15 protein-coding genes are annotated in these 25,650 nt (G+C 40.6%); 13 read left to right on the top strand and 2 right to left on the bottom strand.

Annotation, left to right across the window (positions count from 1 at the left end):
* The first annotated feature begins 50 nt into the window (after positions 1-50).
* The gene (locus tag GVK91_RS06000) at positions 51-605 is read left to right on the top strand and encodes an acyl-CoA thioesterase (protein WP_153844384.1); all 555 of its coding nucleotides are present in this window, start codon (positions 51-53) and stop codon (positions 603-605) included.
* 15 nt (positions 606-620) lie between these two features.
* Here GVK91_RS06000 and GVK91_RS05995 read toward each other — a convergent pair whose 3' ends face one another.
* Both GVK91_RS05995 and GVK91_RS05990 read right to left on the bottom strand, forming a co-directional pair.
* On the bottom strand, positions 621-1,085 hold the full coding sequence (locus tag GVK91_RS05995) for a DUF6266 family protein (protein WP_159727470.1): 465 nt from the start codon (positions 1,083-1,085) through the stop codon (positions 621-623).
* Positions 1,057-1,269, bottom strand: coding sequence for a hypothetical protein (locus tag GVK91_RS05990; RefSeq protein WP_159727468.1), 213 nt, complete (start codon positions 1,267-1,269; stop codon positions 1,057-1,059). Before GVK91_RS05990 ends, GVK91_RS05995 begins: the two co-directional genes overlap by 29 nt.
* A 596-nt stretch (positions 1,270-1,865) precedes the next feature.
* Between GVK91_RS05990 and GVK91_RS05985 the strand changes: the two genes are divergently transcribed.
* The 12 genes from GVK91_RS05985 (at position 1,866) to GVK91_RS05930 (ending at position 25,591) form a co-directional block, all read left to right on the top strand.
* Entirely contained in the window at positions 1,866-5,024 is a 3,159-nt protein-coding gene (locus GVK91_RS05985) for a SusC/RagA family TonB-linked outer membrane protein (RefSeq protein ID WP_159727466.1), read from the top strand.
* Positions 5,025-5,031: 7 nt separating this feature from the next.
* The gene (locus GVK91_RS05980; RefSeq protein WP_153844381.1) at positions 5,032-6,804 is read left to right on the top strand and encodes a SusD/RagB family nutrient-binding outer membrane lipoprotein; all 1,773 of its coding nucleotides are present in this window, start codon (positions 5,032-5,034) and stop codon (positions 6,802-6,804) included.
* Positions 6,805-6,862: 58 nt separating this feature from the next.
* Positions 6,863-7,519, top strand: coding sequence for an N-acetylmuramoyl-L-alanine amidase (locus tag GVK91_RS05975; RefSeq protein ID WP_159727464.1), 657 nt, complete (start codon positions 6,863-6,865; stop codon positions 7,517-7,519).
* A gap of 523 nt (positions 7,520-8,042) precedes the next feature.
* Positions 8,043-11,120 (top strand): SusC/RagA family TonB-linked outer membrane protein, encoded by a 3,078-nt coding sequence (locus GVK91_RS05970; RefSeq protein ID WP_153844379.1) that lies wholly within the window; start codon positions 8,043-8,045, stop codon positions 11,118-11,120.
* Positions 11,121-11,124: 4 nt separating this feature from the next.
* Positions 11,125-12,705 carry a SusD/RagB family nutrient-binding outer membrane lipoprotein gene (locus GVK91_RS05965; RefSeq protein ID WP_153844378.1) on the top strand — a complete coding sequence of 527 codons (1,581 nt, stop codon included), beginning with the start codon at positions 11,125-11,127 and terminating at the stop codon, positions 12,703-12,705.
* A gap of 18 nt (positions 12,706-12,723) precedes the next feature.
* Complete coding sequence (locus GVK91_RS05960; protein ID WP_153844377.1) at positions 12,724-13,527, top strand: DUF4397 domain-containing protein; 804 nt, start codon at positions 12,724-12,726, stop codon at positions 13,525-13,527.
* A 2-nt stretch (positions 13,528-13,529) separates the two neighbouring features.
* Entirely contained in the window at positions 13,530-14,531 is a 1,002-nt protein-coding gene (locus tag GVK91_RS05955) for a phosphodiester glycosidase family protein (RefSeq protein ID WP_159727462.1), read from the top strand.
* 548 nt (positions 14,532-15,079) lie between these two features.
* Entirely contained in the window at positions 15,080-16,324 is a 1,245-nt protein-coding gene (locus tag GVK91_RS05950; RefSeq protein WP_200845540.1) for an exo-beta-N-acetylmuramidase NamZ domain-containing protein, read from the top strand.
* A 51-nt stretch (positions 16,325-16,375) separates the two neighbouring features.
* The gene (locus GVK91_RS05945) at positions 16,376-19,831 is read left to right on the top strand and encodes a TonB-dependent receptor (RefSeq protein WP_159727460.1); all 3,456 of its coding nucleotides are present in this window, start codon (positions 16,376-16,378) and stop codon (positions 19,829-19,831) included.
* Positions 19,832-19,842: 11 nt separating this feature from the next.
* Positions 19,843-21,687: a RagB/SusD family nutrient uptake outer membrane protein gene (locus GVK91_RS05940; protein WP_153844374.1), complete on the top strand. Its 1,845-nt coding sequence runs from the start codon at positions 19,843-19,845 to the stop codon at positions 21,685-21,687.
* Positions 21,688-21,862: 175 nt separating this feature from the next.
* Positions 21,863-23,722 (top strand): PQQ-binding-like beta-propeller repeat protein, encoded by a 1,860-nt coding sequence (locus tag GVK91_RS05935; protein ID WP_159727458.1) that lies wholly within the window; start codon positions 21,863-21,865, stop codon positions 23,720-23,722.
* Positions 23,723-23,764: 42 nt separating this feature from the next.
* Positions 23,765-25,591, top strand: a complete 1,827-nt coding sequence (locus tag GVK91_RS05930) for a glycoside hydrolase family 9 protein (RefSeq protein ID WP_235032769.1) — start codon at positions 23,765-23,767, stop codon at positions 25,589-25,591.
* Positions 25,592-25,650 lie beyond the last annotated feature (59 nt).

Raw genomic sequence — 25,650 nt, 5'->3', positions numbered from 1 at the left:
TATCCCTTTTTTGTTTTGAATTGTAATCTATCCAAGGTAAATTTATAGGTATGGAAGAAATCTATAAAACGGTAAGCGACTCTGTGATCCGGATGTCACAGCTGATGTTGCCCTCGAATGCTAATTTTGGTGGTAAAATACACGGCGGTTATATTTTATCATTGATGGATCAGATCGCATTTGCTGTGGCGTCCAAATTTTCTGCACATTATTGTGTGACAGCGTCAGTTGGCAAAGTTGATTTTTTGAAGCCTATTGAGGTAGGGGAATTGGTGACATTGATCGCTTCTGTGAATTATGTAGGTAACTCTTCTATGGAAGTCGGTATTCGGGTCGAAGCCATGAATATTCAGACCGGTGAAACCAAGCATTGTAATTCCTCTTATTTTACGATGGTGGCAAAAGATGAAACAGGCAAGCCTGCCCGGGTGCCAAGGTTAATATTGGAGAGCGAAAAAGATGTATTTCGTTTCTACCGCTGTGTGGTGAAGATGGAGGTCGACAAAGAAAGAGATCGTGCTATTCACGATCTGGAAACGGATTCTGCCGAACAACAGGTTTATATTAAGCAGCATTTTGATGTGAAGATCAGTCTGAATTCCTAGATCTTCCTCCCTTTCTTACCATTCAAATGTCCCTAGATATTTGCTGTCTGTGCATTCATCGCTTCCGTCTGTTTTGTAGAAAAATACATAGACGTGATAGTTGCCGACGGTTTGCTGTCGGGTTAGGGTGGCTGTCTGTGTTTTATGCGTCAGGGGATTCATGCTTTCATTTGTGAATGCGCACTCATCGGGATTGTATAGCAGCAAACGGCAATTACTTGAGCTAATGTCGTATTGCAATGCAGTATTTGCGTCATATTCCCAGGTGATTGTAAATGTTCCTGTCTCTTCATCTACCTGAAATGTATAGGTGGAAACGGGATTGGGAACCCCTTTACTCACGCGAAAGTTTTCATAATTGATGGCATAGCCAGTTGCGGTTTTTTCTGTCGCATGATTGAGATTATAGGACATGGCGTTACTATAGGCCTTTTTATCGGGGTTATAATTTTTAAATCCTACCCGTAATAAACTTAGCATTGGGGAGATAAATTTCTGGATAAGGGAAAAACGCGACCTTGATTGGATTTGATCTGCAGAAGGTTTTTTTTTTGGTTTTCTTTGGTAGCCCCCTTGCATAGGTTGTATTTCCATTGGTAACAAACACCACTGATCCTGCTTTGCCCGAAAGCGTGCCATTGGCACCGTTTTTAATGACTGCCATAATATTAAGTTGATTGCTATTGATTTTTCTTTAAGTTACAAAATAAATAGGTATTGGTCAATATTAAGTTCGGCCTTTTTTCGAAATTATAACGAAGCTTAAACGGAATTTAGTCGGACTTTATTCGGTTCCAACCGAAGAAGCACCGAAGGAGTACCGAAGAAGCACCGAAGAAGTACCGAGCAATCTCCGAATACAATAGCTATTAATTAGTTTAAAATGGCGGTGTAAATCGAATAATTCCTTGCATAAGCACGCTGTTATCTGTTGGATGATGCATGCTATTGGTGATTTTGTTGTGCTAATGTTTGTTTTTTTGCTATCAAATGCGGTGAAAAGGCCTTGCTAAATGCTTTTATAAGATGCTTTTGTTTTTATTTTGCTGCGATGTGCGTTTTTGTATCTGTTTTCATGTAGATTTTTGGCTTTTCTGCTGTCATATTGTGCGTTAATGTGTTTATTGTTATTTCTTTTTCAAATAATTACGCATAAGCTTGCAAAAATAGGAAGCTTTTCATACTATTGTGTGGTAATTGATATAAACCTAGGGTTGGAACCGCCCGTTATGGAAAATTATTAACAACTAACTAAAAACCATGAATAAAAAATTTCTCTTATTCTGTTCAGGGGTGATGCTGTCAACCAGTTTATGGGCACAGACCAAAACTGTAACGGGTAAAGTGACGAATGCCTCTGATGGTGGTACAATGCCTAATGTAACCGTGAGCATCAAAGGTAAATCTGTCAGTACACAAACCAAGCCTGATGGAAGTTTTACCATCAATGCGGAGCCAGGCGATATTTTGATTTTTAGAGCCGTGGGGTCTCAGGAAAGACAACAACTGGTTGGGACAAATGCAACGATAAATGTTGCGCTTTCTGGCAGTGAGGAGGCGCTTGAAGAGGTTGTTGTGACCGCAATGGGAATTAAGAAGGAAAAGAGAGCGCTCGGTTATGCTGTTCAGGATATTAAATCGGATGAGTTGATGAAGAATAAGACCGCCAACGTGGTCAATTCATTGGCAGGTAAGATTGCGGGGGTAAACGTAACACAATCTTCGGGAGCAGCAGGTGCAGGTGCGCAGATTATCCTTCGGGGCGGTACCTCACTTGAGCGGGATAACCAGCCCTTGTTTGTTGTCGACGGTATTATCTATGATAATTCAACGCCCATTGGAGGAAATAGCGGATTTGATGGAATGCAAGCAACGTCAACTTCCAATAGCAACCGTGTCATGGATATTAATCCGGAAGATATTGAAAATGTTTCCGTATTAAAAGGTCCGGCGGCAGCAGCCTTATATGGTTCACGTGCAGCGGCTGGAGCGGTTGTTATTACGACGAAACGTGGTAGTGAAGGGCGCGTTGAAATAGGCTTTTCGAGTCGTTTTTCTGCAAATTGGGCTAATCGTTTGCCTGAACAACAAGGTAAGTACAAGCGTGGGTACTATAACAGTGCTGGGACTTTAGATAACTATACAACACAATCTTGGGGAGAGGCTTTCAATTCAGGGGAAAAAGTTTATGATAATGTTGGGGACTTTTTTCGGACGGCTACCGTTTTTGATAATACAGTTAACATGACCGGTGGTAATAAGAATGGGTCTTTTTATTTGTCTGGATCACGTTTTGATCAACAGGGTATTATCCCGGAAACTGGTTATGGAAAAACGGCTTTTCGCTTTAATGGTGATCAAAAATTTGGAAAATTAAGTGTAGGAGCCAATGTGGCCTATACTTTAGCCAATACAGATAAGACTTTAACTTCGGCGGGGCTGTATGGTTCTGGCGGAGCTGGAGCAATTTCTTCAGTTTACGGCTGGTCGAGAAGTGATGATATGAAGAAATATCTGAATGATGATGGAACTAAATATCGGATGTTCGAAGGTTTGCAGGAGCTTCAGGATGATATTGAAAACCCGTATTGGACGATCAATAAAAATAAATTAACCGATAATACAGAAAGGATCACAGGAAGTATTAATGCCAATATGAATATTTTTGATTGGTGGAATGTATCTTATCGTGTTGGGATGGATAGTTATTTAACTAAAAACTCTACATTAATTGCCGAAAACGGGGCTGTTAAACAACTTTGGCAAAATGGTATGATGTCTGAGAATGATTTGAAATTCAACTATTGGTCTTCCAATTTAATGTCCAACTTTAATAAGAAAATAGGTGATTTTGATTTAGGGGCCATGGTCGGTTATTTCGCTGAAGAGACCAAGGTGAATACAAATAGAAGGATGGGGTATGATTTTGTCGTTAATAACTTCTATAGTTTTGGAAATATTGATAAAGCAAATAAGCTTTTTGATGAAGTTACCTCCAAGAAGAGGTTATATGGCCTATATGGTGAATTACGGGCTTCCTATAAAAATTTCCTTTTCTTAAATGTAACCGGTCGAAATGACTGGACATCCACACTCCCGGTTGCAAATCAGTCCTATTTTTATCCTTCTGTGGGAGGAAGTTTTGTTTTTACGGAGTTGTTGAAAGATAAAGGGCTAGATTGGCTGAGCTTTGGTAAGTTACGTGCCTCTTGGGCCCGTGTTGGTAAGGATGCTACGCCATATGCTACAAATACCTATCTGTGGACACCAAGAGAATCTTTAGGTGGAATTATTGGAACAGGAAATAGCTGGACAAAAGGGAATCCAAATCTTAAACCAGAAACTACGGGATCTTTTGAAGTTGGGGCTGAACTACGTTTCTTAAATGGTCGATTGGGTGTAGATTACGCTTATTATACCAATAATTCGTATAATCAGATCCTTTCGCCACGCTTAGGGCAGTCTGTGGGCTATATTTTTGTCTCGGTCAATGCGGGCGATATTTACAATAAAGGCATGGAGCTCTCATTAACGGGTAAACCTATCAAAAGAGAAAATTTTGAATGGGATGTTACCTTAAATATGTCTCGGAATAAGGGGACAGTAGATAACCTGATTTCTGGCGTGGACATTCTTTATGTAACGGATGTGCAAGTTGGTAATGCTAAGGCTGCGTCATTCAATGGTGGAAGTTTTATGGGTATTTCTGGATCAAAATATGCGCGCACTCCGGATGGTAAGTTGATCCTTGATGCCAATACGGGTATGCCAACGAGTGATAATGCGACGACGTATAATATCGGTAATCGGGAACCGAAATTAATTGGCGGCTTAAATAATAGTTTAACCTACAAAAATTTCAACCTCTCATTTTTGTTGGACTATCGTATTGGCGGTGATATTTATAACGGAACAGATTATGCGATGACACTTAATGGATTGAGCATGCGTACATTGGAGCGTGATGAATTGACATTGTCTGGTGTTGTGAACACTGGGACAGCTGCAGCTCCAGTTTATGAGGATAAAACATTTACATTCAATGCAAATGAATCTTATCTGGTGAGTGGAGCGCAAACAAGTGGTAAAAAGATCATTCAAGACTATTGGGGGATACACTATATAAAAGAAAGTGCCAATTTTATGACAAAAACCAATTGGTTGAGATTGCGCACTGTTTCCGTTTCTTATGATTTCGGAAATTCTTTGCTTAAAAAATCTAATGTTTCCAAAGTTATTAAAGGGTTGACAGCGACGCTGACAGGTACGAATTTATGGCTTTTGACTAATTACAAAGGATTGGATCCAGAAGCTAGTGCAGCAGGATCAGGAGTGACAGGTTCGAGTTCTGTTGGTATTGATTATAATGGAGTGCCAAGCACTGCAGGTGTAACTTTTGGTGTTAATTTAAAATTCTAAGCACATTATGAAAAAATCAAAATATTTATTGGCCTTGTTGATAGGGGTGGCTAGTCTTTCTTCCTGTAGTAAGGGTTGGTTGGATATCAATGTGGATCCCAATACACCTTCTAGTACGGTAGCATCGGTTGATAGTCGATTGGCATGGATTCAGCATTATTATTTATATGCGCAAGGTACTGCTGGTGCTAGGGCGGGTTTTGTGACACAACAGTTGAGTTTTACGAATGGTACCGCTTCCAATAGTATGATTGCTGGTTGGAACCCCATTGCTGGGATGTCGACGACACCTTATCAGTTCTTTTTTGTAGGAGCAGGGGCCAATTTCTCTGATTTAGAGATAAAAGCCAAAGCAGAAAATGCCTATCATTATATTGGTGCGATGAAGGCAATTCGTGCCATGGGTTTTATGCTGATGACAGATTGGTATGGGGAAATGCCTTATACAGAGGCATTGGGAGATGTTATCACCCCCAAATTTGATGATGGAAAAACTATTTTTGAAGGTTGCCTAAAGGAAATTGATGAAGCTATTGCTTATCTCAAGATGGAGCAACCTGCCACAGCTACAGCTTTGTCTGCGGGAGATAGCTGGAACGGTGGGGATGTTTCGAAATGGATAAAGATGTGTTATGGGGTAAAAGCGCGCTGGCTAAATAACTTATCGAAAAAATCAAGTTTGTACAAACCCGATGATATTTTGGCTGCATTAAATAATGCGCCACTATCCATCAATGAAAGTACAATTGTAAATCATGTTGATGTACAGGGGGATAATCTTGGTGATATTTTGTTTGCAGATCCAGTTAAGACTTCCATTGTTTATGATAATGTGGGGATGAATTCCAATATTTTGGTGACCAAATGGTATGAGAATTTATTGACCAATTTTGATAACAAAAATGTTGAGGATCCGAGAGCGGATAAGTTGATTCCATGGGCGGAATATGGTATTCCGAAAAAAATGGCTCGTTCTAAAGGGGTTGATATGCAGTCTGATATCCGCATGAAATCTGGTCCTATTGTCGCCTCGTATAATGCCAAAGATGTTGCTATTGAAAGTAATAATCGTTCGGTAGCTCCGCATAGTTGGTATATCAATTCAGCGAATACTGCTCGATGGGGTGATACCGTATATGTTTCGTTTAGGAGCACCTCGAATGCAAAGGCGGAGAAAACACCCGATATTTATAAATGGGACGACGGTGTTGTTGCTGCAAGTGGAACTTTTTATTCGCGCCCCGATGCACCGACTCATCTCTTAACATCTGTTGAAATGAATTTTATTAAGGCAGAGGTTTTATTTAAAAAAGGTGATAAGGCAGGTGCTTTTGCCGCTTATAAAACTGCTATACAAGGGCACATCGACCTTATGAATCTTAAGTTGGCTACTTATGGCAACGTCAATCAGAGCAAATCTCCAATGGCTCAAAGTAAAATTGATGAATTTATCAATAAAGGTATTGGAACTGCTGCAGATATTACACTGCCGAAAATTATGACACAAAAGTTCATCGCGATGTCTTTTACGCAACAGAACTGGAATGATATGCGACGTTATGATTTTAGTGCCAATGTTTATCCTGGCTGGAGCGTTCCTTATGAGTACACGGTTACTGCAGCTGCGAAAACTAAAATACCCGATGGTAAGCAATTTAGACGTGTTAGGCAAGTGTCGCATGAGATCAACTATAATGCGCAAAGCCTAATGGCATCACATCCTAATGCTTTAAGTGATGATATTTGGTCTTATCCAGTATGGTGGGATATTGCCGAATAATATAATATGTATTGTACAAAGCCGTTTTTTAACGGCTTTGTTTTTGTAATTTTAATGTATGAAATTCACTAATTATTTAACGACAGCTTTTGCGTTGCTGTGGACATCTATAGGATTCGCACAATCGCCCAAGATTATTCAAAAACCGATTACCTGGGACAAGGAGCGTGTTCAGCTCTCGTTGGATTACCTGAAAAATCGGCATGGTCTGACGCAGTCGACACCTGTTATCCATCCTAAAATGGTGGTGGTGCATTGGACGGCCAACAACAGCGTAAAAGCAACTTTTAATACCTTTAATCCTGTCAGGCTTCCGGGACGACCGGAACTGACCAAGGCCAGTCTATTGAACGTCTCTTCGCAATTTGTCATTGATCGGGATGGAACTATTTACCAGTTTCTGCCGGATTCTATTTTTGCGCGGCATACGATAGGTCTCAATTATTGCGCTATCGGTATTGAGAATATAGGTAGCCGTCAGAACCCATTGACCGATGCGCAACTAAAAGCCAATGAAGAACTGATCCGCTATCTCAGTAAAAAATACCCCATTGAATTTGTATTGGGTCATCATGAATATCAGCGTTTTAAGAAAACAAGTTGGTGGAAAGAAACTGATCCCAATTATATCACGGGTAAAGATGATCCGGGAGATAAATTTATGAATGAATTGAGATCCGAATTAAGCGATTTAAAATTGAAGAGACTACCCTAGTCTCTTTTTTTTGTTCTCCTACTCTTCCCATAGTTCTTCCTGAAACAACGATGAAGACTCTGTACAGCGTATGGAGGTCTCTTCTGTCCAATGATTTCTAGAAATTACCTTAAGCGAAATTATGTGTATTCGAAATAGTGCGTATTGTTCACTTATTTGCTTTTTATTGCGTTTTATCTTACTTGTGTTATAAACCACTATGGTTGCGCTTCTATTCGATATATTGAATGAAAGGTCTGCTATTCTATTTTTATACTATTCTGAATATCTTGTTTTTTTGCCTTATTATTCGTTTTTATGATGGATGTGATTGGATTTGTGCTCTAAAAATAAAAATTATGTCTTGTTTTTTGCATTTTTATGCTATATTAGATCTGAAAAGAAGTACAAACCAATATTTATACCTAAAAGTAACGCATGCTTATGAACGAATAATATGCATTTTTTGCGTTTTGTTACCGTACTAGGTACGTAGCATTCTATTTTAAAACTAAACTAATCTTATTAATTAAAATTTAAAATTATGAAAAGGAGTTTGCTTATTTTTTTGGGTTTACTGTGTTTTTGTTGTGTTGCTCTGGCACAAAAAAATATTACCGGTAAAGTGACTAATGCGAGTGGATCCGGTTTGGCGGGAGTGACCGTGCGGGAGAGTGGAAAAGGAGTGCAAGCAGCAACAAATAGTCAAGGTAACTACAAGATAACAATTCCTGAAGGTGCTTCTTTGATATTCCGATATGTGGGGTATCAGTCGGAGGAAGTTGCCGTAAATGGTCGGTCGATCGTCAATGTGGTTCTTAAAGAAAATACTGCGTCATTAGATGAAGTGATAGTAACGGCAATGGGAATCGAGCGTTCCAAAAAATCTCTGGGTTATTCTACGCCGAAAGTAAACGGGGATGACGTGTCAGATACGCAACGGGAAGGTTTTTTTCAAGGCTTGCAAGGGCGTGTACCAGGTTTATCCATTAACAGTACTTCGGGTATGCCTGGTGCTTCGGCGCAAATTGTGCTTCGGGGTTTTGCCTCTATCTCCGGGGATAATAATGCATTGATTGTTGTCGATGGAGTGCCAATTAATAATTCGACAGTCAATGAAAATGATTTGGCAATGAATGGAGCCAACCGGGATTTGGATTATTCCAATCGGGCACTGGATATTAATCCTTCGGATATTGAAACGTATACAGTGATGAAGGGACCGGAAGCGACTGCATTGTATGGTAGTTCAGGTGCTGGTGGAGCGATAATTATCACAACAAAGAAGGCCAAGAGTGGTAAATTCGGAGTTGATTATAGCTATTCAGGAAGAATGGAGTTTGTCAATAAATTCCCCGAGCGGCAGTATACCTACATGCAAGGCCTGAATGGTAATTATGATGGGACATCTTCCTATGCATTGGGGCCGAAATATAAGGATGACATGCTGTTGCATAAGGATAATGTTAAAAATTTCTTTCGTCACGGATATAATCAAAAGCATAATTTAACCTTTAATGGCGGCAATGAAAATCTAAGTTATCGCTGGTCAAACGAATACAATGATAACACAGGTATTGTTCCAAATACACGTTATACACGCTTCTCTTCAAGATTAAACTCTACCGCCAAATTTTCAAATAAATTTGAGCTCAATACGTCCTTTAATTTTATCTTTTCGGATAATGATAAGGCGAGAAAGGGTGCTACGGGTTATTTGATGACTTTGATGCGCTTTAATCCCCTTTATGATGTCAGGAATTGGATAGATGAAAAAGGTAATCGCGTATTAAATACCAAGGATATTTACAATGAGCTTGATAATCCATTTTGGGATGTGTATCGGAATATTGCCAATGATAAAACGAACCGTACGATGGCTTCCTCAAATTTTACTTATAAGCCATTGTCCTGGCTGAGATTTGAAGGTGTTGTCGGGATTGATTATTCCACTACAAAAGGTGAGAGTGTTTATCATCCGCAATCTTATTCCGGTTCGGGTTCCACCACTTCACCTACAGGAGGTAAGTATAGTTCTTATCAGAATAATATGCGGATTTTGTATGGTAATGCACGTTTTTCGGCCAATAAAACTTTTGGAGATTATTCAATTAATGCATTTCTGGGGGGCGAGATTCGTGATCAAAACTCGATTACCGATTCGCAGTACGGAACAAATTTCTTTGATCCAAATTTCTACAGCATCAATAATACCTATGCTTCGACACGTCTGGCAAAAAATGTCATCAACAACTACCGCTCTATTGGATTCTTCGGACAGGCTGTGTTAGGGTATAAAACCTTGCTGTATCTGACTTTGTCGGGCCGTTTGGACGGGACGTCGCGTTTGATGCCAAATGATCCTTATTTTTCTTATCCTTCAGGGTCCCTGGCCTTTAATTTTACAGATTTAAATCCAATTAAGGCAGTCTCGGATGTGATCTCAGATGGAAAAATTAGATTTTCGGCAGGTAAAACGGGTAAAGGACCACTCAGATCCTATTTTATTAAATCAAATTATGAGCCTCAATATTCAACCGGTGGTGGATATGCTTATGGTTTTAATGGGGGAAATGATAAGTTGGTTGCTGAAATGACAAAAGAATTTGAGGCAGGTTTGGAATTTTCCTTGTTTAAAAAGTTTGTCTCTTTTGATTTTAGTTATTTTTCTAGGCTGAGTGATGGACAGATTATTTTGCCCCGATTGAGTTATGGTTCTGGCTTTGTTTTAAAAATGATGAACGGGGGTAAAGTGAAAAATGTGGGTACTGAGGTTCAGGCAATATTCAATCCGATCGTCAAGAAGAATTTCAACTGGAACCTGGTCTTCAATTTTACCCAATATAAAGGCCGTGTGTTGTCGCTGGCTGAAGATTTGCCGGAATTGTATGACTCGGATACTTGGTTGCTGAGTGGTGTGCGTTCTGCGGTATTGCCAGGTTACAGTATGGGCGCCCTCTCTGGAACGCAGTTTATGCGAAATACAAATGGTGACGTACTGATCGATCCGGCAACGGGTTTGCCGGTCGCTGGTACAGATCGCTATTACCCGATTGCTGACCGTCTGCCTAAGTTTACATTGGGCATCGTTAATAAATTCAATTACAAAGATTGGTATCTGACATTTTTGTGGGACTGGCGTAAAGGTGGAGATGTGTTAAACGGATTGGATTATAATATGTATACCCTCGGTATGTCGACGAAAACGCTAAATAGAGAAGATCCACGGGTGATAAGGGGTGTTTTGAAGGATGGATTGGAGAATTCGGAAAATCCAACGATCAACCATATTGCGGTAACACCATATACTTCCTCCGCGTATTATTTTACCAATATCGAGCCGGGTATGTTCGTGGAACGGAATATCTACACAATGAGACTGCGTGATATTACCTTAAGTTATCGGTTGCCGAAAAGACTGACGCGGTTCTTGGGTGAAAGGTCTTCACTAAAAGCGTTTTTTACAGCTACTGATCTCATTATGTTTACAAATTATACAGGATTGGATCCAGAAAGTAATTCGAATACAACTGGTATTGGAGGTATTGGGGGGTATGGAATAGACTTTGGCAATATGGCTAGACCGAAAGGGTTCAACGTTGGCGTTAACTTACAATTATAAGATTATGAAAGCAAAAATAGTCACAGCTTTGTTGTTATTGACTTTGATAATGACAGGTTGTAAAAAATTTATGGATATCAATGATAATCCGTCGTATCCACAGGATGTTAGGGCTGAGATTTTGTTGGCTCCGATTATATTTCATATGGCAAATGGTTATGCGCAGGATCAGACCATTATGAATAAGTTTAATCAATCTATTATGGGGGCTTCTGCAGATGATGCTTCAAAAATTTGGGAAAGGCATGGATTTAGGCTTCAGAGTGATGTTGGTGGCGTGATGTGGCGGATGGTCTATTTTAACCATGGTCGAAACCTGGCAAACATGATCCGGGATGCGGTGGAAAATGAGAAATATGAGTATGCCGCAATAGGTTATGCTGTTAAGGCCTGGGGATACCAAATGCTTACGGATTATCATGGTCCAGTTATTATGAAAGAGGCCCTGCGCGATCAGCTTAGCTTTACGTATGACGATCAAAAAGACGTTTATGCGCAAGTTAGAGTTTGGTGCGATTCTGCCTTATATTATATGGATCAAAAAAGTCCGCTTGATTATAGCGCTAATTTGAGCTCGGAAAAAGGAGATAACCTTTTTCGTGGTGATATGGGCAAGTGGCGCAAATTTGTTTATGGTATTCGGGCGCTTCAGTATATACATTTGGTTAATAAACCTGATTTTAAATCGAAATATGCGGATTCAGTCATCTATTACGTTGATCAATCGTTGGCATCGAATGATGACGATGCAAGCGTTAAGTTTTCGGGAGATAAGGCGGAAACCTCGAGTGTGGTGGGGCCGCTGTATGGGGTTTATACGAGTACGTACTATAGCCGTGCCGGTCAGCCTATTGTGAGTTACTTGTCTGGAGGACTTAGGGGGTCGGTAACGGCACCTTCACGTGTTGTAAGTGATCCGCGTCTCTTAAAAATGATCAATAGGAACTTGGACAATGTGGCTGATACGGTGTTTTCCGGTGCGCTGCCGAACGTAACCAATTCGGCCACAATTATCCCTTCGATTCTCGGGAAAATTGTGGGTGGAGTGTATGAAGGGAAATTCATCTTTAGGGATAAAGCTGATTTTCCGCTGATGACTTATGCGCAATTGCAGTTGATTAAGGCGGAGGCGCTTTTCATTAAGGGGGCGTCGTCTGAGGCTTATCAGGCTTATCTTAATGCGATTCGGTCGCATATGACTTTTGTGAATAAGTATATCAATACAAATGGTGAAACCGCAATTACAGACGCTCAGGTAAAAGCTTACCTGACGAGCAGTGAAATTCCACAGACTTCAGCTGACTTGATGCTTTCTGATATTATGGGACAAAAGTATATTGTCCAATGGGGCTGGGGAGGATTGGAGCAGTGGTGTGATCTACGTAAGTATAACTATGATACTAGTATTTTTAAGCAGTATCAGCCACTCAGCGGTTCGGGCTTGCAATATCAGGCTTATTGTTATCGGGTTCGTCCCCGTTATAATTCGGAGTACGCCTGGAATGCAAAAGAATTGGATAAGTGGGGGGCCTTGGATCCGTATTATGTCACCAAGCCGACCTGGTTTGTAACAAAAGATAATTAATCCTTTAAAGATTAAAGTATGAAAAGTTTTAAAATTATATTGGGCGCCTGCTTGTTTCTTTTTGGTCTTTATTCTTGTGATAAGGCTATACAGAATTTTGGCGATGTGGAATTTATGGGTGCTGACGATGCAATTGTTAAAATTAACATGGCGTCCATTTACCCGGATGACCGTTATATGTATGTAAAGTTTGATGGTCAACGTGTTACTCCACTTATTCGTGGTAGAGAGCCTTTCCCTGGTGGAGGCTATAATACGCGCGGTGATTCTCGTCCGGACTTTCTGAAATGGAAATCGGGTTCCGTCAATGTTCAGGTAGGTTTGCCTTATAAAACCGATAGTGGTTTGGATTCTATTATTTTATACGAATCTACAGTGAAGTTTGAAGCCGGCAAACGTTATACGTTGCATGTGACAGATACAGCAAAAAACACAAAAATGATCTTAAATGAAGAAGATTTAACCCGTCCGGATAGCACACAGGCGCGCTACCGTTTTACAAATTTAATGCCTAATGTAGAGGCTATTGATCTGTATTACGGAGCTGCAGCGGCAACTACGGAGCCGACGCAGGATTCTTTAGTAGCTAAAAATGTGAAATATTTGGAAACAAGTCCATATTTTGAACTAAATCGTATCACTGCACGGACATGGAAGATACGTAAAGCAGGGGCGCCTATAACGAATGCTTCGGTGCTGGCTTCTTATTCAAATGCCGGGGCAATTTTAGACCGAAGGTCATATACCGTGTATGCGCTGGGCTACGATGGTTTTACTTCTACCATCATGAAGCCTTATGTTTCATTTTTCTTAATTCGATGATCATGAAGGATAAAAAATATAGAAATAGATTGTGTGCAAGTGTATCGTTTTGCTTGCTGCTTTCATTGGTGTCTTGTAAACAGAGAGATGATTATCCTGTTTTTGAGCAGAAGGAGCCTGTGGTTACTGTTCCGGAAGTTATCCCACCCGACAACGAGATAGGTGCGCTTGCAAAGAAGATCATGGATAAAACGGATATCATTGCGATTTTTAAATTAGATTCTACGACAACCCTGGCTGATGGAATAAAGCGTACACACGTTCGTTATATGAATAAATTAAATCAGGCCATGAGTATGCAGATCTTGGAAGTGGATCTCTCTAAAACTAATATAAGTGTTACTGCCCTAAGTCCTTTTGATGATTATTTATTTACAGTGCAGACGTTGGGAGATATGGCTAAATATAATGAGGGGCGCGCTGGGGGAAAAATTATAGCAGCGATCAATGGAGATGTGGCGACTTCCTCTGCGCCGACAGGTTCGTTTATATTTAAAAGCCGACAGTTGAAAACAACAACGACGACAGCTACATCGGATACAAGACCTTTTTTAGGTGTGAAAAAGGACGGTTCTGTTTTTGTTGGAAACAAGCCATCTGCATCATCTCCAATGGACTCATATAATTTAAATGATCTAGCTTCCTTGGTTTCTGGGGGTACCTGGCTTTTATATAAAGGTGCTGCCGTGACTTCGACGGTAACAACGGTTCAGGCTAATACTGCGGTGGGGCTAAATGCAGCTAGGAACTATCTGTATGCGGTGGTTGTGGATGGCGGCACAAATGCTTTTTCTGTTGGTATCACATATAACGATTTAGGAAAGATCATGGAGTCGATCGGATCTTCGGATGCCTTTGTTACAAATGGTGGGGCTGCGTCCGTCATGGTACAGCGTGCAGAAAGTGAAGGACAGTCCGGGTTTTTAAGCTGGAAAGTGGTAAATAGTCCGGTTGCTGTGGCAGGCGGTCCAAGTGCAAATGGGATTGGTTTTGTGTTAAAATAGATTTTATTTTTTTGTGAATAAAGGCTTTCGGATCGTTTATCCGAAAGCCTTTATACGTTATATCAATTTCATACTATGTTGGGAATTGTGTTTGCTGCGAAGTATGCTGCGTTAAATTGCGAAAAAGTAAAGGTAGTTTTTGAAATGAATGTTGCGGTTTTCTGCTGATAGGGCCCTGAAGTATGGTAATCAGCTATTTAAATGCTTAGTAGTACTGGTTTATGCGTGGTTGTATGAGGTGATTTTAAAGTAATGTATTTGTTACGTTTAGGTGTTCTAGTTACACTAATGGGTTACTTTTTTTTGTGCTTTATGTTTTGTAATTGATTGTTTGTCTTTTGCTTGTGTTTTGTTAGTCGTGAATTTTCTAGGTAAAAAAGGAAAAATTGTTTACTCGTTTCATATCCTAATAGAAAGTGAATACTTACTTTCTTTTGCGTTTTTATGACAATTTTAGTTTAAAAATCGAAAAGTTCTACTTACTTTTATCCTGATTTTCAATTATTCATGCATAAAACTGCATTTGTGCACGATCTAAAAGTCTATTTATGATGAAAACTACCTTACTAAATTTGACCTTTTTGGTTGCGGTTGTCACCTGTATTTCTTGTGGAAGTTCATTGAAGTCTGCTCAGACTAATGAAAAAGCCGGAAACAGCATTTCTGGTGATTTAACGAACAGGGTTGTTGTGCCCGGAGCAGATCAGTTAGCCTTGTATCTACCGCAATTAAAAGGTAAAAAAGTAGGGGTTATGGGAAATCAGACCTCTATTGTTGGGGCCGATAAAAAACATCTCGTTGATGTTTTAATGGATAATAAAGTTGACTTAAAATTTGCCTTTGCTCCTGAACATGGCTTCCGTGGTAATGTAGAGCGTGGCGAGAAGTTTGGAAATGATATTGATCAGAAAACAGGTTTACCACTATTTACATTATATGGTGGGAATAAGAAACAGGATTCGATTGTCAATTCCATCGATGTTATGATTTTCGATCTACAGGATGTCGGAGCGCGTTTTTACACTTATATCACTTCCTTACATCGTGTGATGGAGCTTTGTGCAAAGCATAACAAAAAATTAATTGTATTAGATCGCCCAAATCCAAATGGAGATCAGGTCGACGGTCCAGTAAGGCATGACGATAAGTTTAAATCCGATGTTTCTTGGCATAAAATAGCAATGATCCACGGGCTGACAATTGGTGAGTTGGCACAGATGATCAATGGGGAACACTGGTTAGAAAATGGTCGCCAGGCAGATGTGCAGGTTGTAAAGGTGCAAAACTGGGATCACAAAACGATGTACGATTTACCGGTAATTCCTTCACCAAGTCTACCCAATCAGCTTTCTGTACGATTGTATCTTTCATTATGCCTTTTCGAAGGAACTGATATTTCGGTAGGGCGTGGGACGGATTGGCCATTCCAGGTTTTGGGGTATACAAATCCGGTGTACGGCTCTTTTACATTTACTCCGGGTGAACGTCATGGTATGTCCAAACATGTGGAAGGAAAAGGTGCAACGAATTATGGTATAGATCTACGTGCTTTGGATCCTGAAAAGCAAAAATTCACACTAAAATATATCTTGGATTTTTATCAAAAGACACCTGATAAATCGACTTTCTTTGCGAGGCCTGAATTTTTTGACAAGCTCGCAGGTACTGATCAGTTGCGTAAGCAGATTCTTGCAGGTGAATCCGAGGCACAGATTCGCGCTTCCTGGTCGGATGACTTGAAAAACTATAAACAAATGCGTAAGAAGTATTTGTTATATACTGATTTTGAATAGCAATAACTAACAATATTAACTAGAATCATTTATTTTAAAACTCTATAATCAATGAGAAAATTTGTACTATTTTCTGTTGCTCTTGGATTGAGTTTTCCTTCTGAATCCTATTCTTTTACAAAAAAGGAAGGCTCTTTGAAGAACGTTAATTCAACAAGCGTTCTTTTAAGTTCTTCTGCAAAAAGTGCGGTTCAAAATACAGTGCAAGGTACTGTAACGGATGGAAAAGGTCCAGTCTCTGAAGTGAGCGTGTCTGTAATTGGCGGTAATGCGTCAACGAAGACCGATGCGCAGGGGCATTTTAAAATTACAGCTGCCGTGGGGAGCAAGTTGCGTTTTTCATCCGTAGGTTATATTACACGAGAGGTTCCTGTGACTTCGAATTCGCTAAATGTAACTTTGGTCGATGATAATCAAACGTTGAATGAAGTCGTTGTTGTTGGATACGGTACACAGAAAAAGAGTAACTTAACAGGTGCTGTTGCGTCAGTTAATATCAAAGAGACAATGCAAGGGCGTCCTATTGCTGATGCAGGACGTGCCATGCAGGGTACGACTCCTGGATTGAGTATCGTTATTCCCAGTGGAGAGGTGGGATCTGATCCAACGATCAAAATTCGCGGTCAAATAGGTTCAATAACTGGATCCAATAATCCATTGATATTACTGGATAATGTGGAGATTCCGAGTATCAATATTGTGAATCCCGATGATATTGAATCTATTTCAGTTTTAAAGGATGCAGCAGCATCATCTATTTACGGAGCTAAAGCCGCGTATGGTGTCATTTTAATTACAACAAAACAGGGGGCTAAAACTGATCAGGTGTCAGTAAATTATTCTAATAATTTCTCCTTTCAAAACCCATTCAAGAAATACGAAATGGGGACGGTTGATGCGTTGAGATATTCGTTGGATGCAGCTTTGCGCGTTGGTAGCAATTTTACTGGAGCTTTCTATAAAATAAATGAAGAAAGTTATCAAAAATCGGTTGAATGGCAGGATAAATATGGTAGCTCGGTCGGTAAAGATGATCCAACGTTGTATGGACGTGACTGGTATTATGATCCTGCAACAGGTTATAAATATGGCGTACGTACGTATGATCCATATGACTATATGGTTCGTGAGTGGGCTCCTACGCAACAACATAATTTATCGCTATCGGGTAAATCAGGTAAAACTTCTTATAATGTAGGATTGGGGTTGCTTGATCAGTCAGGTATGTTGAAGACTAATACGGACAAGTTCTCGAGATATAATGCTTCAGTACGGGTTTCTCATGAGATTAACAAATACATTACAGCGAGGGCAGGAGCTATTTATTCCCGTACGAATAAACAATATCCGTATGCAACGAATTCGACAACAGCAGATCCATGGTTATATATGTACCGTTGGAGTTCGCTGTATCCGTTTGGAAATGATGGTGACGGGGATCCAATTCGTAGTCCAGCTTATGAGACAGGTGCAGCAAACGTGGCAAGCCAGTTAAAAAACTATATGAATTTCAATGGTGGTGCTACTGTAAATTTCACGAAGAACTGGAAATTGGATTTTGATTACACATTGACCAATCAGGAGATGATCTGGAATAAGCCGGGTACACGTTTTACAGCAGGCAATTCCTGGGGAAATCCAGTGGTGAAAAAGGATGCAAATGGAAACCAGATGTATGTCGATGCAAATGGAAATTATGTGGATGCATCTGCTGCGGGCGCGATGGCTGCATATGATCTAGATTATTTCCAATATACAGCTGCAGGCTCTAATCCTGACCATTACCGTAAGGAAGATGAGAATTTCTTGCGCCATACGATCAATGCCTTCTCTACTTACAATTTAAGTTTGGATGGTGGGCATGAGTTTAAATTTATGGCAGGTTTAAACCGTGTTGCGGAACAAACTGAAAATTCTTGGACACAAATTACTAACCTGCTGGATATCAAGAATCCACAATTAACGTTTGGGTCGGGAACAGTGACTGGTTCCGGTTATAAAAAATGGGAATCTCAGATTGGTTTTTTTGGCCGGGTGAACTATGCTTATAAGGATAAATACTTGTTTGAAGCAAATTTACGTCGTGATGGATCGTCTAAATTCCCGACAAGCTTGCGCTGGAAATGGTATCCGTCGTTCTCTGCAGGTTGGGTGGTATCGCAAGAATCTTTTATGGACTGGTCACGTGAGGTCGTAAATCAATTTAAAATCCGCGGTTCATGGGGCTCAATTGGAGACCAGGCTGTTCCGAATAATTTGTATACAAGTTATATGACGAATGCCCAATCTAACTGGATTAACAGCTCAGGAAATAAGGATTGGTATGTAGGATCTCCTGCCGCTGTTCTATCTCAGGTAGGCTGGCAAGATATCCAGACCTTGGATTTTGGACTTGACGCAAGATTCCTCAAGAATAAATTGGGGCTTGTGTTTGATTGGTACCAACGCGATACCAAAAATATGCTAGTGCCGATGGAAGGTGTTGCTGCGACTTTTGGTGCTGAGGCTCCTAAAGGTAATTTTGGCGCTTTACGTACGAGAGGTTGGGAGCTTGCCGTTGATTTTAACCACCGTTTCGAAAATGGTTTGGGAATTAATCTGCGTGCAAACGTATCGGATGCAAAATCTGTTATCACAGAATACGGTACAACAACTTTAGTGGATGGATACTATAACGGTAAGACATTCGGTGAAATTTGGGGTTATGAAACGGATCGTCTATATCAAAAAAGTGATTTCGTTTATGAAAACGGGAAACTAGTTACGACAACCGTCAATGGTAAGACAATGAACAAGTTGTCTGATCCAAATGGAGCTTACCAATCTTGGGTTCAAAATTCTTCTACCTTCCTTTATGGTCCCGGTGATGTTAAGTTTAAGGATTTAAACGGGGATGGTGCTATAGATAACGGTAAGGGGACAATTTCAGATCATGGTGACCTTTCTGTGATCGGTAATTCGACGCCGAGGTATGAATATGGCTTTCGTTTAGGGGCTGATTTCAAAGGTTTTGACCTCTCTGCGTTCTTCCAAGGCGTAGGTAGCCGCCAGGTTTGGGGAAAAGGGTTCTTGGCGCAGGCCGGCTTTAATGCATCTGATGGAGCAATGCCTGCAGTTATGTCTTCAGATTATTGGACTGAAAATAATACGGGTGCATTTTATCCTGCAGCATACAGCAACGGTGGAACCGACAATATTAATAATATGCAGGTACAAAGTCGCTATTTGTTGGATATGTCCTATTTGCGTATTAAGAACTTAACCTTGGGTTATACCCTTCCGAAAGGAACGTTGAGTCGAATCGGAGTAAGCAATTTACGTATATACACTGCTTTGGAAAACTTCTTTACATGGGATAAACTTAATGGCTTACCTATCGACCCTGAAGCTGTTGTTGGGGTGAATATGTTTGTTGATCAGAGCTTGAATAATTACAATAGTGGCCGTATTGGTGTTGGAACGCCAACGTTCAAATCTGCTTCTTTTGGCGTTCAATTGACATTTTAATTGAAATTATCATGAAAATTAAAACAAAATTCTTATATATATTATTAGGTTCCTCAATGGTGTTATCAAGCTGTAACAGCTTGTTAGATCGCCCGTCTTTGGATCAGATTACAGATGGTTCGGGGCTTTATTGGAGGGATGAAAATGACCTAAGGTTATTTGCGAACGGTTTTTATACGCAATATTTCAACGGCTACAATAGTTCCTTTACGACGGATTATACGCCAGTAAGGGGGTATACTTTTTCAGACGATTTGACTTTTAGTGGTCAACAAGCTAATTTTGAAAATGCTATACCTGATACGCGTTCATCCACATCTGAAGTTGCGGCATGGCTTGATACGTATGCAGGTCCCACATGGAATTATTCGTGGGTTCGCAAATCCAATATTTTCTTGAATAGAATAGAGACTATTGCTAAGCCGAACTTAACCACAGCTCAATATAATCACTGGACTGCTGTTGCGAAATTCTTTAAAGCTTTTGAGTATTCTAGGTTGGTCTCTGTTTTCGGGGATGTTCCATATTTTGAATCTGAAGTATCTGCTTCTGATTTTGATACGCAATATAAAGATCGTGATAATCGTGGTGTCGTGATGGATCATGTGTACGATGACTTTGTATATGTATTGCAGAATATGAAAGCCGATGATGGTGCAAATGTGTTGAATAAGTATATTGCAGCGTCTTTTATATCACGTTTGATGTTGTTTGAAGGTTCTTGGCAGAAATACCACGGTCTTGATCAGGTAAGAGCAAAGAAATATTTGGAGCTTGCTCAAAGTGCAGCGGAGGTTGTTATGAGTTCAGGGAAGTATTCATTTACTGCTGATTTCAAAAGTTTGTTTTCTTCCCAGGATTTAGCTACCAACAAAGAAGTGATTATGTATCGTAAATACGATGCATCCGTTAGTGTGCTGCATGCAATCGGATCTTATCAAAATGGCATTGAGGCACAGGCTACAGCTCCAAATTTAAAATTGATCAAGGAATTTATCTGTATTGATGGTAAGCCTTATTCTTCATCATCACTTGCCAGTGCGGCTGATTTTTCGTTGAGTAAGTTGGCGACCTCTCGTGACCCGCGTTTTGAGGCTTCCTTTGATACGGATTTGAACTCCAAGGCTTCAACATTTGTCTATGGAACAAAGTATGTCGCTCGTAATGGCTATAAGATAACAAGTGCAAATCCTGATTATTCTAAGTGGAATTCAAATACCAATACATCAGACGCTCCTGTTATTCGTTATGGAGAAGTTGTGTTAAACTGGATTGAAGCAAAGCAAATTTTAGCCGAGAATTTTGGTGGTGGAGCTGTTACACAAACAGATCTTGATAAGTCAATCAATGCAGTAAGAAATAGGCCGCTTGACGAAGCTGCTATAGCTAAAGGAGTGACAAAGACTGCGCCGTTACAGATTGGTTCAATTGCCAATGATCCAGCTAGAGATGCAGATGTAACGCCACTAATGTGGGAAATACGTCGTGAGCGCCGGATGGAATTCGTGTTTGAATACTCGCGATTGCTGGATTTAAAGAGATGGAAAAAGCTGGGTTATATGGACTTTTCGAAAAGTACGGATTATTTCACAGGAATTTGGGTTGATGTAGCAAAACAGGCTCCAGATTTCTTAAAATCTAACTATGTTGGCGTCACCAAAGTGAGGAAAGCGGATGGAACCGTAGTGACTTATAATGGTTCTAATGCTGCCGATATGGTTGGTTTTATAGTGGTTCAAAATGCAGCAAATAGAAATGCCGTGGATGATAAATTTTATTTAGCTCCAGTGGGTAAAGCGCAAATTGTTGACTATGAGCAAAGAGGCTATAAATTAACACAAACTAAAGGGTGGTAATTTAATCCACATATTATGAGGCCTTGTCTATGTTTTTAGACAAGGCTTTTTTATGCCCATGATAGCCGAGGCTGTCGAAAACAAACCTAAATCTACATCTAAAATACTTTGCATAAAAACGCATTTTTATTTTATTATTATGCATAAAAACGCTATTTTTAAGAAAACATTACGCATGAGGTTTCCAATTATCACCTTTTTTACTGCATTATCCTGCGTTTTTAACGTTGTGATAGCGCAACAGTCCTTCAAATTTGCCCACGTAACAGACACGCATGTCGGTGGTGCAACAGGAGAGGAGGATTTGCGACGTACTGTAAAGGACCTGAATACATTGAAAGATATTGATTTTGTTATACTCTCCGGAGATATCACTGAGTTTGGTGCTGATCATGAGTTAAAGCTTGCAAAGCGCATCTTAGATAGTTTGCAGCTGCCTTGGTATGTGATTCCGGGAAATCACGATGGAAATTGGTCTGAAAATGGAGCCAATACATTTCGTACCGTTTTTGGTGGTGAGACCTTTTTCTTTAAGCATAAAGGTTACGCATTCATTGGAACCAATTCAGGGCCAAATATGCGTATGAGTCCTGGCCAGATTCCTCGTGAAAACCTGGTTTGGATGGATTCCATTTTTGCAGCGAATCCTGATAATCAGCTGCCATTGATCTATATTAATCATTATCCACAGGATTCATCGTTAAACAACTGGTTTGACACTTTAAAAAGGGTCAAAACGCGGAATGTTCAATTGGCGCTTTGCGGACATGGCCATGCCAATAAATTATACGATTGGGAAGGAATTCCAGGAGTAATGGGGCGTTCCAACCTGCGTGCGAATAAAGAGGTTGGCGGTTATAATATTGTGACTATCGCCGATGGTAAAGCGAGTTATCAGGAGCGTAATCCCGTTGTAGGGATGCAGGAGAAATCTTGGGTTGTTGTCCCTCTATTTAATCATCATTATGAAAATGAAACGGTAAGCTATCCGAGACCAAGTTATGCTGTGAATACCAAATATGCAGATCAGGTTAAAGTCAATTGGACTTTCGAAGATGCTAGTGATATTGGGGCGGGACTAGCTGTTTACAAAAATAGCGTGATTACATCAAATACCGCGGGCGATATCTTTGCGCTTGATTTAAAAACTGGCAAAAAGCTATGGGCATTTCGTACAGGTGGTAAAGTTTATTCTACTCCGGCTGTGTGGAAAGGGATTGTCGTGGCGGGATCATCGGATCATGCAATTTATGCGGTAGATGCCCGTAATGGCAAGTTGTTGTGGAAGGTGCAGACTGAAAAGGCGGTTTTGGGTTCGCCTCTGCTACATAATGGCGTGGCTTTTATCGGTGGTTCGGATGGTAAGTTTAGGGCACTGGACATCAAGACGGGCGTTGTAAAATGGAGCTTTGATCAGGTCAAAGGATTTGTATCGACCCTGCCAACGTATTATTTGGGGAATGTAATTTTTGGCTCCTGGAGTAATGGATTCTATGCTTTGAATGTCAATACAGGTAAGCTGTCGTGGGAATGGAATAATGGACAGGCTAATCGGATGTTTTCAGCGGCGGCATGTAATCCAGTGGGGGTAAATAATCGTGTTTTTGTAGTTGCACCGGATCGTTTTATGACAGCACTGGATGCGAAAACGGGGGCGGTCATTTGGCGGGAAAAGAAAGATACCATTCGGGTGCGCGAATCTATGGGGTTGGCAGCAGATCATAAACTGGTTTATGTGAAGACGATGGATGGGGATCTTTTGGGTATTTCAGTTGCTGGTGATCGTATGGATGTTGCCTGGAAGTCCAAGCTTAAATTGCCCTACGAATTGACACCTTCTGCAATTACCTCCAATGGCAAATTGGTATTTGTGCCGAGTCATTCGGGTTTGCTATCCGGGGTTGACGCAAAAACAGGCGCGGTAATATGGCAATATAAAATATCCAATGGAATGGTTAATCCTGTAGCGCTAAATGGCAGGAATACAGTGATAGCGAGTACGATGGATGGCAAAATAGTTTCATTACAGTTTTAAGCAATCGATTGAATTGATCTTTTTGAAAATAAATGCCTTGATATGATAAAAAAATGTCTAAACTTCTTAAATTTACGTCAAGCTTTTTTGCTTGTTTTTGCATGTTTTGTTTGTAACTTTGCGAAAGCACAGCAAAATGCTTGGATTAGAATAAACCAATTGGGCTATACTCCGGCGGGCAAGAAGGTCGCGGTATGGGGCGGGAAATCAATCAGGCAGCTTCGTTCTTTTGAAATTAAAAACGCAGAAACGGGTAAAACAGTCTATGTGCATCCTGTCGGAAAAGATTATGGGGCTTATGGTCCTTTTGTTCAAAGCTTTCGTTTTGATTTCTCTTCTATACAGGATACAGGGTGCTTTTTTGTTCAGGCCGGAGATGTAAAGTCTCCAACATTTCGAATTGCTCGGGACGTTTACAAAGGAGCGGCAGATTTTGTACTGCGTTATATGCGGCAACAACGGACATTGTTTAACCCTTTTCTGAAAGATAGCTGCCATACACATGATGGATTTGCGCTTTATGCAGGAAAGGTTGGAATTCCCGATAGCTCCCATATCGATGCGGGTGGAGGTTGGCATGATGCTTCTGATTATTTGCAATATGCGACAACGTCGGCAAATGCAACATTTCATCTGTTAGCGGCTTACCGCGATTTTCCAAAGGTATTTGGTGATCTAAAGCAAGCAAATGGTCTTGATGGAAAAAACGGTCGTGCCGATGTATTGGATGAAGCGAAATGGGGCTTGGATTGGTTGTTGAAAATGCATCCTAAATCCAATCAAATGTACAATCAGATTGGTGATGACCGGGATCATGCAAGCATGCGGATGCCAAAGGAAGATCCCTATTATGGTCGTGGATTTGAAAGACCGGTGTATTTTATCGATGGCGAACCACAACAGCGTGGTAAGTTTATGAATAATACGACGGGGACAAGCTCTACTGCTGGTAAATTCAGTAGTGCTTTTCGCCTGGGGGCGATGTTGTTTGACAAAGAGGATGGTAAATATGCAAAGCTGCTTTCGAAGAAATCGGAAACGGCCTATGCTTATGCCAATATAAAACCCGGCGTGACACAGACAGTTTCTGTGAAATCGCCTTATATTTATGCCGAGGATAATTGGGTGGACGATATGCAGTTGGCCGCTGCAATGGGGTTTTCGGTGACAAAAAAAGAAAAGTTTGCGCGAGAAGCCTTAGGCTACGCACGGCAAGAAAAGATTACACCTTGGATGGTAAGCGATACTGCTGCACATTATCAGTGGTACCCTTTTATCAATCTTGGGCATTATGAGTTGGCAAAAGGATTAAAAGGACAAGATCGCGAGGAGATTGTTTCCTATTATAAACAGGGGATTGAGGAAGTCAATCGGAGAGCCGAAAAAAACGCATTTTTTCGCGGAGTTCCCTTTATCTGGTGTAGCAACAACTTAACGGTATCCTTTGCGATCCAATGTCTCTGGTATAAAGAATTGACGGGAGATGCACATTTTGATGAGCTAGCGCAAGCAAATTTTGACTGGTTATTTGGGACGAACCCTTGGGGCACGAGTATGGTATATGGTCTTCCATCCGGGGGCGATACACCTGTTGATCCACATTCGGCGTTTACCTTTCTTGGAAAGCATCCGATCGATGGCGGTTTGGTTGATGGGCCCATTATGGCATCCACGTATCGCAATCTGATCGGTATCAAGTTGAATAATCCGGATAGCTATGCGGAGTTTCAAAGTGATTTGGCGGTCTATCATGACGACTACGGAGATTATAGTACGAATGAGCCGACAATGGATGGTACCGCTTCGTTGATTTATCTGTTGGCTTCAAAGGAGGGTAAGGCAATGGAGGAGCCGACCGGAAAAAAGTAACACGGGATGTTTTCGGAGCTATTGTCCGGGGCGACTCGACAAAACGGCAGGTGGCTCTG

It is taken from the genome of Sphingobacterium sp. 18053, assembly GCF_902706145.1.
GTDB lineage: Bacteria > Bacteroidota > Bacteroidia > Sphingobacteriales > Sphingobacteriaceae > Sphingobacterium > Sphingobacterium paramultivorum.
Note: the sequence above shows the minus strand (reverse complement) of the source record. Positions and strands in the feature narration are given on the sequence as shown.